Origin of the sequence: Sporosarcina sp. P32b (assembly GCF_002743335.1) — a bacterium.
In the GTDB taxonomy this organism is placed as follows: domain Bacteria; phylum Bacillota; class Bacilli; order Bacillales_A; family Planococcaceae; genus Sporosarcina.
This window is the reverse complement of record NZ_PDZB01000001.1, coordinates 230,016-244,925: the sequence shown is the minus strand read 5'-3', so window position 1 is coordinate 244,925 and position 14,910 is coordinate 230,016. Positions and strand designations below refer to the sequence as shown.

At 40.2% G+C, this 14,910-nt stretch carries 11 protein-coding genes; all 11 read right to left on the bottom strand.

Translation table 11 applies throughout. The annotated features are described in order from the left end of the window. Nucleotides 1–4: 4 nt before the first annotated feature. The 11 genes from CSV64_RS01190 to CSV64_RS01140 all read right to left on the bottom strand — a co-directional run bounded on the left by CSV64_RS01190 (nucleotide 5) and on the right by CSV64_RS01140 (nucleotide 14,827). Nucleotides 5–823: a helix-turn-helix domain-containing protein gene (locus CSV64_RS01190; protein WP_099633222.1), complete on the bottom strand. Its 819-nt coding sequence runs from the start codon at nucleotides 821–823 to the stop codon at nucleotides 5–7. A gap of 18 nt (nucleotides 824–841) precedes the next feature. Beyond that, on the bottom strand, nucleotides 842–1,636 hold the full coding sequence (locus CSV64_RS01185) for a DUF3388 domain-containing protein (protein WP_099633221.1): 795 nt from the start codon (nucleotides 1,634–1,636) through the stop codon (nucleotides 842–844). 132 nt (nucleotides 1,637–1,768) lie between these two features. Then, nucleotides 1,769–2,497 (bottom strand): elongation factor P 5-aminopentanone reductase, encoded by a 729-nt coding sequence (gene ymfI / locus CSV64_RS01180; protein ID WP_099633220.1) that lies wholly within the window; start codon nucleotides 2,495–2,497, stop codon nucleotides 1,769–1,771. A gap of 2 nt (nucleotides 2,498–2,499) precedes the next feature. Continuing rightward, nucleotides 2,500–3,795: an EF-P 5-aminopentanol modification-associated protein YfmH gene (gene yfmH, locus CSV64_RS01175; protein WP_099633219.1), complete on the bottom strand. Its 1,296-nt coding sequence runs from the start codon at nucleotides 3,793–3,795 to the stop codon at nucleotides 2,500–2,502. Further along, nucleotides 3,792–5,066: an EF-P 5-aminopentanol modification-associated protein YfmF gene (gene yfmF, locus CSV64_RS01170; RefSeq protein WP_099633218.1), complete on the bottom strand. Its 1,275-nt coding sequence runs from the start codon at nucleotides 5,064–5,066 to the stop codon at nucleotides 3,792–3,794. Before yfmF ends, yfmH begins: the two co-directional genes overlap by 4 nt. A 391-nt stretch (nucleotides 5,067–5,457) precedes the next feature. Further along, nucleotides 5,458–6,411, bottom strand: coding sequence for an ABC transporter permease (locus CSV64_RS01165; protein ID WP_099633217.1), 954 nt, complete (start codon nucleotides 6,409–6,411; stop codon nucleotides 5,458–5,460). A 1-nt stretch (nucleotide 6,412) separates the two neighbouring features. Then, nucleotides 6,413–7,459 (bottom strand): ABC transporter permease, encoded by a 1,047-nt coding sequence (locus tag CSV64_RS01160; RefSeq protein WP_099633320.1) that lies wholly within the window; start codon nucleotides 7,457–7,459, stop codon nucleotides 6,413–6,415. Next, on the bottom strand, nucleotides 7,449–9,017 hold the full coding sequence (locus CSV64_RS01155; RefSeq protein ID WP_099633216.1) for an ABC transporter ATP-binding protein: 1,569 nt from the start codon (nucleotides 9,015–9,017) through the stop codon (nucleotides 7,449–7,451). The genes CSV64_RS01160 and CSV64_RS01155 overlap by 11 nt, the downstream gene beginning before the upstream one ends. 271 nt (nucleotides 9,018–9,288) lie before the next feature. Beyond that, a complete protein-coding gene (locus tag CSV64_RS01150) occupies nucleotides 9,289–10,377 on the bottom strand; it encodes a BMP family lipoprotein (protein ID WP_099633215.1) in 1,089 nt (362 codons plus the stop codon). Nucleotides 10,378–10,728: 351 nt separating this feature from the next. Continuing rightward, entirely contained in the window at nucleotides 10,729–13,071 is a 2,343-nt protein-coding gene (locus tag CSV64_RS01145) for a DNA translocase FtsK (protein ID WP_099633214.1), read from the bottom strand. An 88-nt stretch (nucleotides 13,072–13,159) separates the two neighbouring features. Next, complete coding sequence (locus CSV64_RS01140) at nucleotides 13,160–14,827, bottom strand: ribonuclease J (protein WP_099633213.1); 1,668 nt, start codon at nucleotides 14,825–14,827, stop codon at nucleotides 13,160–13,162. Between the last annotated feature and the right edge of the window lie 83 nt (nucleotides 14,828–14,910).

Genomic DNA, 14,910 nt, shown 5'->3' with positions numbered 1-14,910 from the left:
TTTTCTATGGTTTTTTTAACACAATGTTTTGTGGTATGAGATTTGTTGGGTAATCTACACGCTGTCCATTGACAGTTAATTCCGCGTTTTCGTAATTCCCAACTCGGATTCTCAAACTTTCCACATCATTCGCTTCAATTTCAATTGTTTCGCCTTCTTGTACTACACGGGCACCACCTGGATCAGGCATCCATTCTTTGCCATCTTGATCTGTTACTGAAATCCAAGACGCACCCGTAGTTTTGACAACGACTTTGATCTTGTCAGTATCAGACAATTTGAATGTAGATGTTTCACCATCAGTAGAAGCGTGTTCAAACGGTTGCTTGGGCTTCTCAACATCTACCGGATCTTGTTGTGGGTCAGTGACTACTGATGAACCGGGTTCCGATAATTCATCGTCTGTAGCCGGACTTGTTGCTTTGTCTCTAAGCAAAGTATAAACAATAACTAAAATCAGAATGATAAATAGTGCAACAATTATTTTCGGCATTGCTTCTCTTAATTGGTTACTCTGCTTTGAACCCATACTACGTTGCATAGTCGCTGGCACAACTTTTTCCTGCTTTTCTTGTACTCCCGGTTCATACACTTCTTGATAAAGACTCAATACTTCATCCGCATCCAAGTCAACTGCTTCAGCATACTGTTTAATAAAAACACGAACATAGAAAGCACCAGGAATAACTTGAAACTCTTCATTTTCAATCGCTGACAAATAACGTTGTTGAATTTTCGTACTGTCTTGTAAATCTTCTAGCGTCAACCCTTTTGAAATCCTCGCTTCTTTTAAACGAGCACCTATTCCGATCAAATTCAACACCTACCTAACTCTTTTCAATCAATTAAACATATTAAAGCCGCCCATAGGGTTACGGTTGGATATTGGATCATTCTTTTCTAAAATATCGTAAGTGATTTCTTGATCCACAGTCGTTCGTAACTCTATGATGATATCAAAATCTTCAATTGTATATTCGGATTGCTTTACAAACATATCCGGATGCTCAACCACTTTAATTGTCGGCAACCCCATGATTTCACGTACTAATTGCATATGACGTTCGTCAGAAGTTTTTCGTGTCACGATCCCATCAAGTATAAAGATGTTATCATCAGAGAACTCATCCCCCATCATACTCGTTCTAATCGTTTGTTTAATCATCGTGGAAGATAAAAAGACCCATTTTTTATTGGCACACACACTTGCCGCTACTACGGATTCCGTTTTACCTACTCGCGGCATCCCACGTACACCGATTAGTTTATGACCATCCTGTTTAAATATTTCCGCTAAAAAATCCACTAAGATTCCAAGCTCACTTCTTATGAACTGATAAGTTCTTCGGTCATCCGTTCCACGCTGAATATAATGTCCATGACGAACAGCCAATACATCACGTAGTTTAGGTTCTCTGATCTTGTGGATGACAATTGCATCCATAGTAGAGGCAATCAACTCAAAACGTTTAATTTGCTGATCGTGATCAGTGTGAACGAGCATACCACGGTATCTTCCATCCACCCCATTGATGGTCACAATATCTACTCGCAACATACCAAGTAAGGAAGCAATATCCCCTAGCAACCCAGGCCGATTGACTTGCAACTCATATTCGACATACCATTCTCCCATTCAACACACTCCTTCATAAAACTACTTTTTCCAGAATGCACAAGTATGCACTTAGTTCTATAATAGCGGATAGCCAAAGCGAATAAAAGAAAAAAAGAAAAGGACAACAGGCATTGTCCTTTTCCAAAGGCTTTAAATATACCAGCCACCATTAATTTGAATTATTTCACCTGTCATATAATCTGCTTTGCCACTTAGCATAAATTCGACCATATTCGCTATTTCCTGCGGTGTCCCGACTGACAAAAGTGGTATTTGTTCAAGTACCATCTGACGCTCCTCTGCAGAAAATTCCTGATTCATTCGGGTGTCAATCCAACCTGGTGCAATGGCATTGACCCGTATACCAGAATAAGCTGATTCCTTTGCATATGCTTTGACGAAGGCATGTTGGGCACCTTTGACTGCAGAATACATGACTTCACCTGCAGCCCCCGCACTGCCCCATATTGAGCCGATAAATAGTATATAGGAAACATCTTGCTTGCGTAGTTTTTCGGATAATAGTGCGATTAAACGAGCTGGATTCTGCATATGGACTTGCCATAATTCCGACATTTCCAATTCGCTTGTATCGGATAACAGTTTTACAACTGCTTGACCGTTGGCTACAACAATTGCTTGAACGCTTTGAATGCTTGCCGCTAATTTTTCTGCTGCTTGCTCCACTCTAAAGTCAGCTTGCACACTGAGAAATTGCTGGTTGGGATACGTCTCTTCTAACTCCGTACGCAATAGATCGAGCTGGTTTTTATTTGTATTATAGTGCAAATACAAAGACCATCCCGCTTCTGCTAGCTGTTTACAGATGACTTCCCCAATTCCTCCAGTGGCTCCTAAAACGAGTGCAAAACGTGGCATACTCATTGTGCTTTTGGTGGCATGACTTTGAAGATTGTATAACTGTCGTCATCAGAAAACGTGGCAAATGCTTGTTTTAATTTATCCATCGATAAGTTTTCCAAAGTCGGTACGACATCGAATAAATTCATTTCGTTAAATTCATATCTTGTATATTGATTAGCAATAAATTCAATGGAATTCAATGAACGCATAAATTGACCAATTTTCTTTCTACGCATTCTGTCCAAGTCTTCGTCTTGTACTGGCCAATTTGTTTTTGCATCTTTAATTGTATGACGAATTAATTTTTCCAAGCGCTCGGGCTCATCTGTATCAGAACCAACCATGGCAAAACCATAGCCTTCTTCCATGGAGAATTCATATGAAAATGATTCATCAACTAAACCTTCCGCGTTCGCTTTTTCATAAAATGCAGACGTGCGACCAAATAGACTATCTAATACGAGGTTTGCCGACAATTCCGTTTCAAGCATTTCTTGGCCCTGTAGATTTGTCTCGGTACACTTCATACCAATATTCAATTTCGGTTTCGAAACATCCATCGTCAATGTACGTTCGGGCACATCCACCTCTTTTGATTCGGACGGGAATTGGCGTTCGATTGCTTCAGGTTTATCGAATGATTTCTGTGCTTGATCTTCTTTAACAAACGCCATCATTTCCTCCGGATTCACTGCTCCTACGATAAACAGCAACATATTAGACGGATGATAGAACGTCTCATAACATGTATATAAGTGTTCAGCTGTAATGTCCTGGATAGACTCAACAGTACCCGCAATGTCGATTTTCACTGGGTGGTTTTCATAGAGATTTTCAATTGTACCGAAATATAGTCTCCAATCCGGCTGGTCATCATACATGGTAATTTCCTGGGCAATGATACCTTTTTCCTTATCGACAGTTTGCTTCGTGAAATATGGTTGTTGAACGAAGTCGAGTAATACTTTTGTATTTTCTTTTAGTTTATTGGTTGCGGAAAATAGATAGGCCGTTCTACCAAATGTTGTATAAGCATTTGCAGAAGCACCATTTAAACTAAACTTCTGAAAAACATCTCCATCTTCTTTTTCAAACATTTTATGCTCAAGAAAATGGGCAATACCATCAGGCACTGTGATGAATTCATCTTTGCCATGCGGTTTGAACGTACGATCAATAGAACCATATTTCGTTGTAAATGTGACAAATGTTTTAGAAAATCCACGTTTTGGTAAAATGACAACTTTCAAGCCATTATCTAGTGTTTCAGTATAAATTTTCTCTTGTAGTTGATCAAAATTTACTTCTTTCATTTGGAAACATCCTCCTTACCTGACAACAAATACACAATTTGTAATTGAATTGTATTCGCCATATCTTTTATATCATTCAATGTGACCGATTCCCACTTCTCGATTAATCGCTCAGCAGTGAAGTTCTCGTCTAACTCTTTATATTGATCATAAATCTCAATCTGACTTCGGGCTGAATCGTTTGCACTTAAAATGCTATTTTCAAGAAGTGCAATCGTCTGACTTAACTCGACTTCTGTACTCTCGCCATTTTGTAAAGCTGTCAGTTGCTCCAGAATTAGTTTGACGGCTTTCTCTTCTAAATCCGCATCAATACCTGCTGTGACATAGACAATACCGTAATGCGAAGCAAATGCACTATTTGCATAGTACGCCATACTTTCCTTTTCTCTTACATTCATGAAAAGTTTACTGTGAGCAAATCCACCAAAAACACCATTTGTTATTTGCATCTTATGGTAATCGGGATGATGGAATGATACGGGTGTATGGAATCCAAGATGAAGTTTACCTTGTTTCATGTCCTGTTTTTCTCTAACCGTATTCACAGAATCTGACACTTTTACATCTGGTAATTCATTTTGTTTCGCTGCGTCTCTTGCTGCAAACGGTAGAAACTGTTTAATTTGCTCAATGATTTCCTTTTCGTCTACATCCCCCACTACATAAATATCAATCAAATCATTATTGATCATATCTTCGTATGTAGCATAGAGACTTTCATTAGTAATTTCAGACACCGCAGCTTCTGTGCCATAAGCCGAGATCGACGCCGGATGATCAGGTCTCATGATTTCAAGCATGCGCTTCTGAGCGAAACGTGTTTTGTCGTCATAAATAGATCGAATCCGATCACGAACATTACGTTTTTCCCTTTCTGTTACATCTGGATCAAATGCATTGTTCGTTACATTTGGATCAAATACTACAGAACGGATTAATTGCCATAACTGTTTAAAGATATCTTCGCCTGCAAAAAATTCATCGTTTACACATTCCGTATAAAGTGAAACCATATGTTGTGAGCTTCTTTTCGAAACGTCCGTAAATAATACTGTGCCGTATAACTCGTCAAGTGCTTTGCGCATTGAACTTAATGTTGGATACTGCTTCGTTGAATCCTCCATCACATTTGCCAATACCGTACGTTCAGAAGCTTTCTTCTGATCCAATGGTGCTTTCCACTTAATTGTCACGTTAACTGTTTTGAACTGTTCCGTTTTACGTATATACAAATGTACGCCATCTTGTAATTTTGTTTTATTGAACATACAAACACCTCGTTTACCTTATTATATGTATTCCTAGTCTCACTATACATTTAAGCCCGCCATTTGGAAAATGATACAACTCTTTCTAGTGCTGAGAGCGCCGTTTAGCCTCGACAGGCACTGAAGGACTTAAAAATAAAGGCGGTGTTTTTCTTTGCCTTTATCTTTAAGGCCGAAGTGACCCGAGAGGTTGGCGCTCGAAGCTGGATGTTTCTAGTGCTGAGAGCGCCGTTTAACCGCGATAGGCACTGAAGGACTTAAAAATATAGGCCGTCTTTGTCTTTACTTTCCACTTAGAAGCGACAATTTAGTATTAGTTAATCTTAAAAGTTCTAACAAAACTAGAAAAGCTACCTGAAGAGTATGTGTCTCCAGATAGCTTTTATCACTTTTATCTATTTCCTTTAATGTAAGGTTTACCAAGTGCTTTTGGTGCTTTCGCTTTTCCAAGGAATCCAGCTAGAGCCAGTATAGTTAAAACGTAAGGGAATATATGGAAATACACTGCTGGAATATCTGCTAGGAACTTAATACTAGAAGAACTAATTGCTAGCGCCTGCGCAAATCCGAAGAATAACGCAGCTCCCATAGCTCCCAGTGGGTGCCATTTCCCAAAGATCATCGCTGCTAGGGCCATGAATCCTTGCCCATTAATTGTCGCATGTCCAAAATCATTCGTGATAGTCTGAGAATAAACTGCTCCACCAATACCGGCTAGTCCACCAGAAATCAGAACTGCAATATAGCGGATTCTTGTTACTTTGATTCCCATCGTATCTGCCGCCATCGGATGTTCTCCCACCGAGCGAAGACGTAGACCAAATGGCGTCTTATAAATAACAAACCATGCGATGAACGCAACGGCGATCGCCATAATAGAAGAGCCATAAACTAATTTAAAAAACATAGGGCCGATAATTGGAATATCTTCCAAAAACGGTACGTTGAATCTTGGGATTTTTTGTTGAATGAAATCGGTTTGACCTTTACCAAAAATCATTTTTACTGAGAATAATGCAATAGCTAGTCCTAACATGTTAATTGCAACACCTGAAACTACTTGATCGGCTCGGAACGAGATAGACGCTATAGCATGAAGTGTTGCAAACAAAGCCGAAACGAGCATTGCTACAATTAACGCAATCCAAGGTGTCCATGCACCAAAGGTATCCGCGAAAAATAGGTTGAACAAAATACCAATGAATGCCCCCATAATCATAAGGCCTTCCAATCCGATATTGATGACTCCGGATCGTTCAGAGAACACACCGCCAATTGCTGTAAAAATAAGAGGAGCTGCAGAAGCAATTGTTATGGGTATGATGAAATATAATACATCTAACATGTCACTTCGCCTCCTTCTTATTACGCAAACGTATGAGTCCTACACGGATGATATATCCACAGGCAACAAAGAAAATAACCAACGCTATAATAATTGAAACGATTTCTACCGGAATTCCCGCCTCATTCGGCATGTTATTCGCTCCATATTTCAATGAGCCAAATAACGTTGCACCGAAGATCACACCAAGTGGCGTATTCGCTCCAAGCAAGGCTACGGCAATTCCATCAAAACCGATCCCTGTAAAGCCGCCCATGGAAGACATGTTGCCAAATGTACCAAGTGCCTCCATCGCACCTCCAAGTCCAGCGAACGCACCAGAAATGACCATAGCAAGAACAATATTCTTATTAGCGCTCATCCCTGCATAGCGAGCTGCATGATCATTATATCCAACAGACTTCAATTCATAGCCAGTCTTCGTTTTCTCTAATATGAACCACATGACAACCACCATTGCTAATGCTACGAAAATTCCGTAGTGCAATGTGGAGTAGTCCGTTAAATTAGATAAAAACTCTGATCGAAGCGAGGCCGATTCATGGATACGCTCTAATTTAAATCCACCACCAGATAGTGTTTTAATTAATGCGTTTACTACGTGTAAGGCAATATAGTTCATCATAATGGTGACAATAACTTCGTGAACTTTCAATGTTGCTTTTAAAATACCCGGTACAAGTCCCCATAGTGCCCCTGCCACTGCAGCTGCTATGAGCGCGAAAGGTAAGTGAATGATTTTCGGAAGGTCGAATGCCATCCCTACGTAAGCGGCAGCAAACCAACCAACGATCAATTGTCCTTCTACACCAATATTGAAAAGTCCAGATCTAAATGCGAATGCTACTGCAAGACCTGCAAGTAAGTATGGACTGATTTGACGAATGGTTTCACCGATTGCATAAGAATCACCAAAAATACCATTCCATAATGCTATATAGCCTGTGATTGGATTATAGTCACTGATCAACATCACGACCGCGCCTACCAAGAGTCCTAAAAGAATTGAAATCACCGGGACTAGTATATTGATCATTCTATTCGACATGATGTTCATCACCATCCTTCTCAGCAGCTAGTACTTTTTTCTCAGCAACATCTTTTGAATGGCCTGCCATCATTAACCCTAGTGCTTGTTCTGTTGTTTCTTGAGGAATTACCGTACCTACAATAGTTCCATCATAAATAACCGCGATTTTATCTGACACATTCATGACTTCATCCAATTCAAACGTAATGAGTAAAACTGCCTTGCCACTGTCACGTTGTTCAATCAGACGGCGATGAATAAACTCAATTGCCCCAACGTCCAAACCACGTGTAGGTAATGCGGCAATCAGTAAATCAGGATTTCTCATAATTTCTCGTCCGATGATCAGCTTTTGCTGATTCCCTCCGGATAACGCTCTCGCTAATTCGTGTGTACCTTGTGTTCTAACATCATATTCTTTAATTAATTCTCCCGCTTTTTCATTGATCACTTTATAATTCATGATTCCACCTTTAGATAATGGTTCATGATAATACGATTGCAACGCGGTATTATACGCCACTGAAAAATCTAATATAAGTCCATGCTTGTGGCGGTCTTGCGGAATATGTCCAATCCCGGTTTCAGTAATTTTTCGTGGTTTTTTATTTGTAACATCTTCATTATTGATGAAGATCTTACCGCTCTTCACTTTAGTCAAGCCAGTGATTGCTTCGATTAATTCGGATTGACCGTTACCATCTATGCCGGCAATCCCCACTATTTCACCACGTCTGACAGAGAGGTTAAGGCCTTTTAATTTAGCAACACCTCGGTAGTCATTCACTTGTAGATTTTCTATCTTTAAAACTTCTTCAGTCGGATAAGATGGGCCTTTTTCCGTTTTAAATGTTACTTGACGTCCTACCATCAACGTCGCCAACTCTTCGGGATTTGTTTCCGATGTGATAACAGTACCGATTCCTTTACCTTTGCGGATGACAGTTACTTTGTCTGAGACGTTCATAATTTCTGCTAATTTATGGGTGATCAAGATGATTGATTTTCCTTCTGCAACGAGTTTTTTCATAATATTCAACAGTTCATCAATTTCCTGAGGAGTTAATGATGCGGTTGGCTCATCAAATATTAGGATATCTGCCCCACGATAAAGCGTCTTCAGAATTTCGACACGTTGTTGCATACCTACAGAAATATCTTCTATTTTGGCGTACGGATCTACATCCAGTCCATACATTTTTGAAATTTCAGCAACTTTTTTCGCGGAATCCTTAATGTTGATAATGCCTGATTTAGTTGGCTCACTACCTAAAATAATATTCTCGGTAACCGTTAAATTCTCCACCAACATAAAGTGCTGATGCACCATCCCAATTCCTAGATCATTTGCTACGTTCGGATCAGTGATTGCTACCTTTTCACCATGGACACGAATTTCGCCACCATCCGGTTGATACAAACCAAATAATACGTTCATTAAGGTAGATTTACCAGCACCGTTTTCACCTAACAATGCATGAATCTCGCCTTTCTCCAGTTGTAATGTAATATGATCATTCGCATAGAAATTTCCGAATTTTTTTGAAACATCTAGCATCTCAATTACATAATCCATCCCAATCACTTCCTTGCCCATAATTGAATTCAATAACTTTAAGCAGCCCAACTCTTATCTTCAATAATACGTGATTAAGCCTCTATATGAAAAGTTGAAAGCTTTACTATTTCTTAATAAGTAGCCTGCCGATACTATTTAGTATATTTTATTATTAATCTTAAAAATTAATAAAATAAAAGTTCCAGAACAAACACCAAGGAACCTTTATTTTATTAACCTAATGAAATGAAGGCCGGATATCAAACCGGCCTCCATCTGTTTAATGACCTTATTTCTTCTTTTCTACAAACTCAGGTACTTCAATTTCACCATTTGCAATTTTTTGTGCATGTTCATCAATTTGATCCAATACATCTTGTGGAATTGCGCCACGTGAATCAGCTAGACCTAAACCATCATCTTGAAGGCCATATACTTTTGTTTCCCCACCAGGGAAGTTTCCAGCCATTGAAAGATCAGCAATGTCTTTAACTGCTACGTCAACACGCTTCAACATAGATGTTAGAGTAATGTTGTCATCTCCAACTTTACCTTCTTCATACTGGTCGGAGTCTACACCAATTACCCAAACGTATGCATCTTTATCTGCTTGCTTACGCTCTTTTGCTTCTGAGAAAATACCGTTACCTGTTCCGCCTGCAGCGTGGAAGATAATATCTACGCCTGAAGAGTACATACGGCCTGCCTCAGCTTTACCAAGTTCCGCTTTATCAAACGCACCTACATATTTTGAATCTACTTTGATTTCAGGCTTAACTGCTTTAACGCCTTCAAGGAATCCAGCTTCGAAGCGTTCGATTACAGGGTTGTCCATACCGCCAATGAAACCAATCTTATCTGATTTTGTCATTAATCCAGCTGCTACTCCAGCTAAGTATCCGCCTTCTTGTTCTTTAAAGAGGATGCTAGCTACGTTTGGAGCATCTACTTCACCATCAATAATAGAGAATTGAGTATCTTTTTGTTGCGCTGCAATATCTTCAATTGCATCTTCCATCAAGAAACCTACTCCGTAAATTAAGTTGAAATCACGACGAGCCAAGTTGTTTAGATTAGTTGTATAATCTTCTGGACCAGTTGACTGAAGATAATCGTATCCGCCAGTTCCCTTTTCCCATCCTTGATCTTCCCCGAATTCTTTAACGCCTTTCCATGCGGATTGGTTGAATGATTTATCATCAATTCCTCCAACGTCAGTTACCATAGCGATTGAGAATTCGCTTTTCTCACCGCTCCCCCCTGCTGCTGGCTTTTCACCCTCGTCGTTTTTGCCCTTATCGTCAGAGCCACATGCTGCTAACATCGTACCTGCGGCTAACACTAAAGACATTGCTAGACCAAACTTTCTTTTTTTCATCAATAATGACCTCCCCTGGCTATTTTTGGTATTATGTCAGGACGCTATACGTCTTATACCCCGATCAACACTACTATTTACCTAAATAATCGTTCAAAAAATAATCATTCTTAATAGCTTACTAAGAAATTTTGTTACATTACACGTTATGTTATTCATTATACCAGTGGTTGTACTGCATTGTATGATAGCGCTTTCCGTTCCGCCAAATATTGAATGTCACATTCTATTTCAATAGCCTGGAATGATAATTTCCTTCTACCTTCACTATAACATTTACTTAGGTAGAAGGAAATATCTAGCCAAAATCACGAATAACTTTGACTTATCAAAATAAAGACGAACGAATCCTTACATTTCCAGCTCTGACTTAGTAAGTAGTACGTGTCTTGGCTTACTGCCCTCAGGCGGTCCAACGACTCCCCGCGCTTCCATTTGATCCACTATACGTGCAGCTCTTGCATAACCAACTCGGAAACGACGCTGAATCATTGAAACAGAAGCAGTTTGCATATCGACTACCATCTGTACCGCTTCATCATATAAATCATCGGTTTCTTCATGTGGCGCTACCACTTCTACTTCAGTCGGAATCATTTCTTCTTGATATTGAGCTTTTTGCTGTTCGATCACGAAGTTCACTACCGCTTCTACCTCTTCATCTGAGACAAATGCGCCTTGAATACGCGTAGGTTTTGAAGCGCCAGCTGGCAGGAATAACATATCTCCTCGCCCTAGTAACTTCTCCGCACCGCCACCGTCCAAAATAGTCCGCGAGTCGATCGCTGAAGATACAGCAAATGCAATTCGGGAAGGGATATTAGCCTTGATGATACCCGTGATCACATCAACACTTGGACGCTGAGTAGCGATGATTAAATGAATTCCCGCTGCTCTTGCCATCTGTGCGAGACGTGTGATGGAATCTTCTACGTCACTTGACGCCACCATCATTAAGTCTGCCAGCTCGTCTACTATGACAACTATATATGGCATGCGCGGATGTTTCTCATCGTGATCTTCATTCCATTGTTCAATATGGTTATTATACCCTTCGATATTTCGCGTGCCGGTATGGGAGAATAACTCATATCTACGTTCCATCTCGGACACAACACGTTGCAATGCTTGCGCTGCTTTTCTCGGGTCCGTGACAACAGGCGCCAACAAATGTGGAATGCCATTGAAAACGTTCAACTCTACCATTTTGGGATCGATCATCATCATTTTTACTTCATGTGGCTTCGCCCGCATGATAATACTCATAATGATGCCGTTGACACAAACACTTTTACCGCTACCTGTAGCACCTGCAATTAATACGTGAGGCATTTTATTGAGTTCCGTCATCATGGCTTGTCCCGTTACATCACGTCCTAAACCTACTAGTAACTTGGACTCTGGAGGACTATTCTCCTTAGATTCGAGCACTTCACGTAAACTTACCATTGCTACTGCAGTGTTCGGTACTTCGATTCCCACTGCTGATTTACCAGGGATTGGCGCTTCAATACGAATACCACTGGCTGCCAATGCCAAGGCAATATCGTCCGCTAGACTAACAATGCGGCTTACTTTCACACCCGTATCAGGCAGGATTTCATATTTAGTGACGGCTGGTCCTAAATGGACTTGTGTTACGCGTGCCTTGACTCCAAAGCTTAGGAACGTTTTCTCTAGTTTTTTGGCGTTCGCTTGGATTAAATCATATTCTCCAGACTGATCACTTGCTACAGGTGGTTCCAAAAGATTGACGGATGGTAAAATATACGATTCGTTTTCTTGTTCTCCACCCATTACTGGATAATCAACCGCAGGGTCTTTAGGATCAAGAGTTGCGTCCTCTTTAACTTTCGACTGCTTTTGTTGTACCATCTCTGGTTGTGCAGCCTGTTCGATTTTCGCCGTGAAGCTAGAGATAATCGGTTCACTTGCCGGTTCCGGATATTCTTGTACTACTTCCGTTTCAAGTGTCGTTACCGGCTTAGGCTTATTCTTTCTATTGCTTCGCGCACTTTCTTTACGTTTTTCTTCAGGTGACTTAACTGATTTCTTTTCCCTCGCTGCCCACTTCTTCTTTATATCATTCACAAAGATCGGTGTTTGCTCTACTAGAAACGGAATCAAGGCCTTTCCTGTCAGCAAGATGATACCAATGAGCAGTAACAGCACACCAGCCACTGTAGCGCCTGATGAATCTACTAATGAGTAAAACATTGCGAACAGTACAGCGCCCAGCATACCGCCACCCAGCGTCCCTGTTTGGTCATGTATGCCATCATTAGTGATCAGAACTTTCCATGTCTCCTTAAGTGCAGAATTGGACATCAGAACTTTACTTTCGTACAATGTCTGAAATAAATGAACATGACTGAACAACAGCATACTACTTAAAATGAATAAACAACCGATGACGATTCGGTGCTTATAGCCGCCAATTTGTCTTTTGATCATGAAAATCAACGCTTGCACAATAATCAAAAATGGCAATGCAACATACCAGTTACCTAATAAAAATCGAGAAAAAGCCGATAAACCCTGGCCAATAATACCAAATTCAAAGATCATGATTATTGCGATACCAATTAAGACGACACCTAAAATTTCAAACCAGAGCGGTTGCATTTGACTTTGCTGTTTTTTCTGTTGTCTTTTCTTGGCTGGCGCTCTCTTTTTAGCACGTTTCTTCGCCATTTGCTAACCCCCTTTCTGAAAAAAAGATTTCCAGCCGTAAAGGCATGGAAATCCAGTTGTTCTTTAATTCGTCAACAAACAGTATGGATCAGTATTCCATGATGATTGGGATAATCATTGGGCGACGTTTTGTTTGCTGATATAAATACGAACTCAATGTCTCACGGATCTCTTGTTTAATGTTTGTCCATTCAAACGTTTCTTTATTCACATACTTCTCGACAATTTTAGTGATCAGTTTTGTCGCTTCTTCAAATAATTCCTCTGATTCGCGCACATAGACGAAGCCTCTAGAGACGACTTCCGGTCCTGCAGCAATACGTTTTTGCTTTCTGTTCAACGTTACAACGACTGTAAAGATTCCGTCTTGCGATAACAACTTGCGATCACGCAACACGATGTTTCCTACATCGCCTACACCAATACCATCGATCAAAACATTACCAGCCTGTACTCTGCCTGCCATACGAAGCTTTTCATTCTTAAATTCAACAATATCACCTTTATCCGCAATGAAGATTCGGTTTTTAGGGAGACCAATTTCTTGAGCGAGCTTAGAATGTGCAATCAGCATACGATATTCCCCTTGAATCGGAATAAAGTATTTAGGTTGCATTAAGTTTAACATCATTTTTAAATCTTCAGCAGAACCGTGACCGGAAACGTGTACATTTCGTGTGGACGTCAGTACAGTCGCTCCAGCCTTTGCTAGCTCATTCATCATTTTGTACATGGAAGTTTCCATAACAGGTGATGGCGTAAATGTAATCAATACTGTATCTGAACTTTTGATATTAATTTCTCTATGATGTTTACGGACGATTTTCTCTAACGCTTCCAGTGGCTCACCTTGGTTACCCGTTACAATAATCACGATATCCTGATCATCATAGCGCTCCATGTCTTTTACTGGAATGACTACATCTTCTTCCACTTGTAAATAGCCTAGTTTTAACCCAACTTCAAAGTAGCTCTCCAAACTTTTACCAACAACCGCAACTTTCTTTTTCTTTGCAGCTGCCTGGTCTAGTACTTGCTGAATTCGAATGAAGTTTGATGCATACAAAGCTACTAGAATTCTTCCTTGCGCTTCATGGAATGTTTTGAATAGACGTTTTTCGATTACAGATTCAGACGTCGTATACCCCGGACGTTCTGCTTCTGTAGAATCGGACATCAAGATAAAGACACCCTCTTCACCAAGAGTAGCCATTTTCGCAAAATCAGGGCGATATTTGCCTTTCGCTGCTTGGTCAAATTTAAACTCTCCTGTATTAACGATGGCACCTTCACTTGTATGGAAGACAATTCCTAGAGAATCCGGAATACTGTGCGTCGTGTAAAAGAATGTCACATGCGTGCGCTTGAAGTTCATCCGGCTTTTGCTTGTCACTTCAAAGAAGCGGACATTAGATGGTGCCGGCATTTTCTTCAAATGTTCTTTCGCTAACGCTAATGTCAACTTTGTACCGTAGACAGGAGCTTGTACTTTCTGCAATAAATAAGCGATAGATCCTATTGCATCTTCATGACCGTGAGTTAAGAAGATTCCTTTGATCCGATCTTTATTTTCTTCCAGATACGTCATATCAGGTATTACAAAGTCAATACCTAGCATTTCCGTTTCTGGGAACATTAATCCTGAATCCATAACAAATAGTTCATCGTCGACTTCAACGACATACATAGACTTTCCAATTTCCCCTACTCCACCCAGTGGAATCACTCTAATTAATTCATTTTGTATTTTCGTCACATTGTTTCCTCCTATATTCTATTCCCGCCCACAACGACTAAACACCATTATACGAGATAGTAGGCGTTCAGTACAAACAAAAA

Bases quoted from the DNA above. Each gene is read 5' to 3' on its own strand.
- yfmH (WP_099633219.1), bottom strand. From the start codon at position 3,795: ATGAAAGAAGTAAATTTTGATCAACTACAAGAGAAAATTTATACTGAA.
- CSV64_RS01150 (WP_099633215.1), bottom strand. From the start codon at position 10,377: ATGAAAAAAAGAAAGTTTGGTCTAGCAATGTCTTTAGTGTTAGCCGCA.
- CSV64_RS01185 (WP_099633221.1), bottom strand. From the start codon at position 1,636: ATGGGAGAATGGTATGTCGAATATGAGTTGCAAGTCAATCGGCCTGGG.
- yfmF (WP_099633218.1), bottom strand. From the start codon at position 5,066: ATGTTCAATAAAACAAAATTACAAGATGGCGTACATTTGTATATACGT.
- CSV64_RS01145 (WP_099633214.1), bottom strand. From the start codon at position 13,071: ATGGCGAAGAAACGTGCTAAAAAGAGAGCGCCAGCCAAGAAAAGACAA.
- CSV64_RS01160 (WP_099633320.1), bottom strand. From the start codon at position 7,459: ATGTCGAATAGAATGATCAATATACTAGTCCCGGTGATTTCAATTCTT.
- ymfI (WP_099633220.1), bottom strand. From the start codon at position 2,497: ATGCCACGTTTTGCACTCGTTTTAGGAGCCACTGGAGGAATTGGGGAA.
- CSV64_RS01155 (WP_099633216.1), bottom strand. From the start codon at position 9,017: ATGGATTATGTAATTGAGATGCTAGATGTTTCAAAAAAATTCGGAAAT.
- CSV64_RS01165 (WP_099633217.1), bottom strand. From the start codon at position 6,411: ATGTTAGATGTATTATATTTCATCATACCCATAACAATTGCTTCTGCA.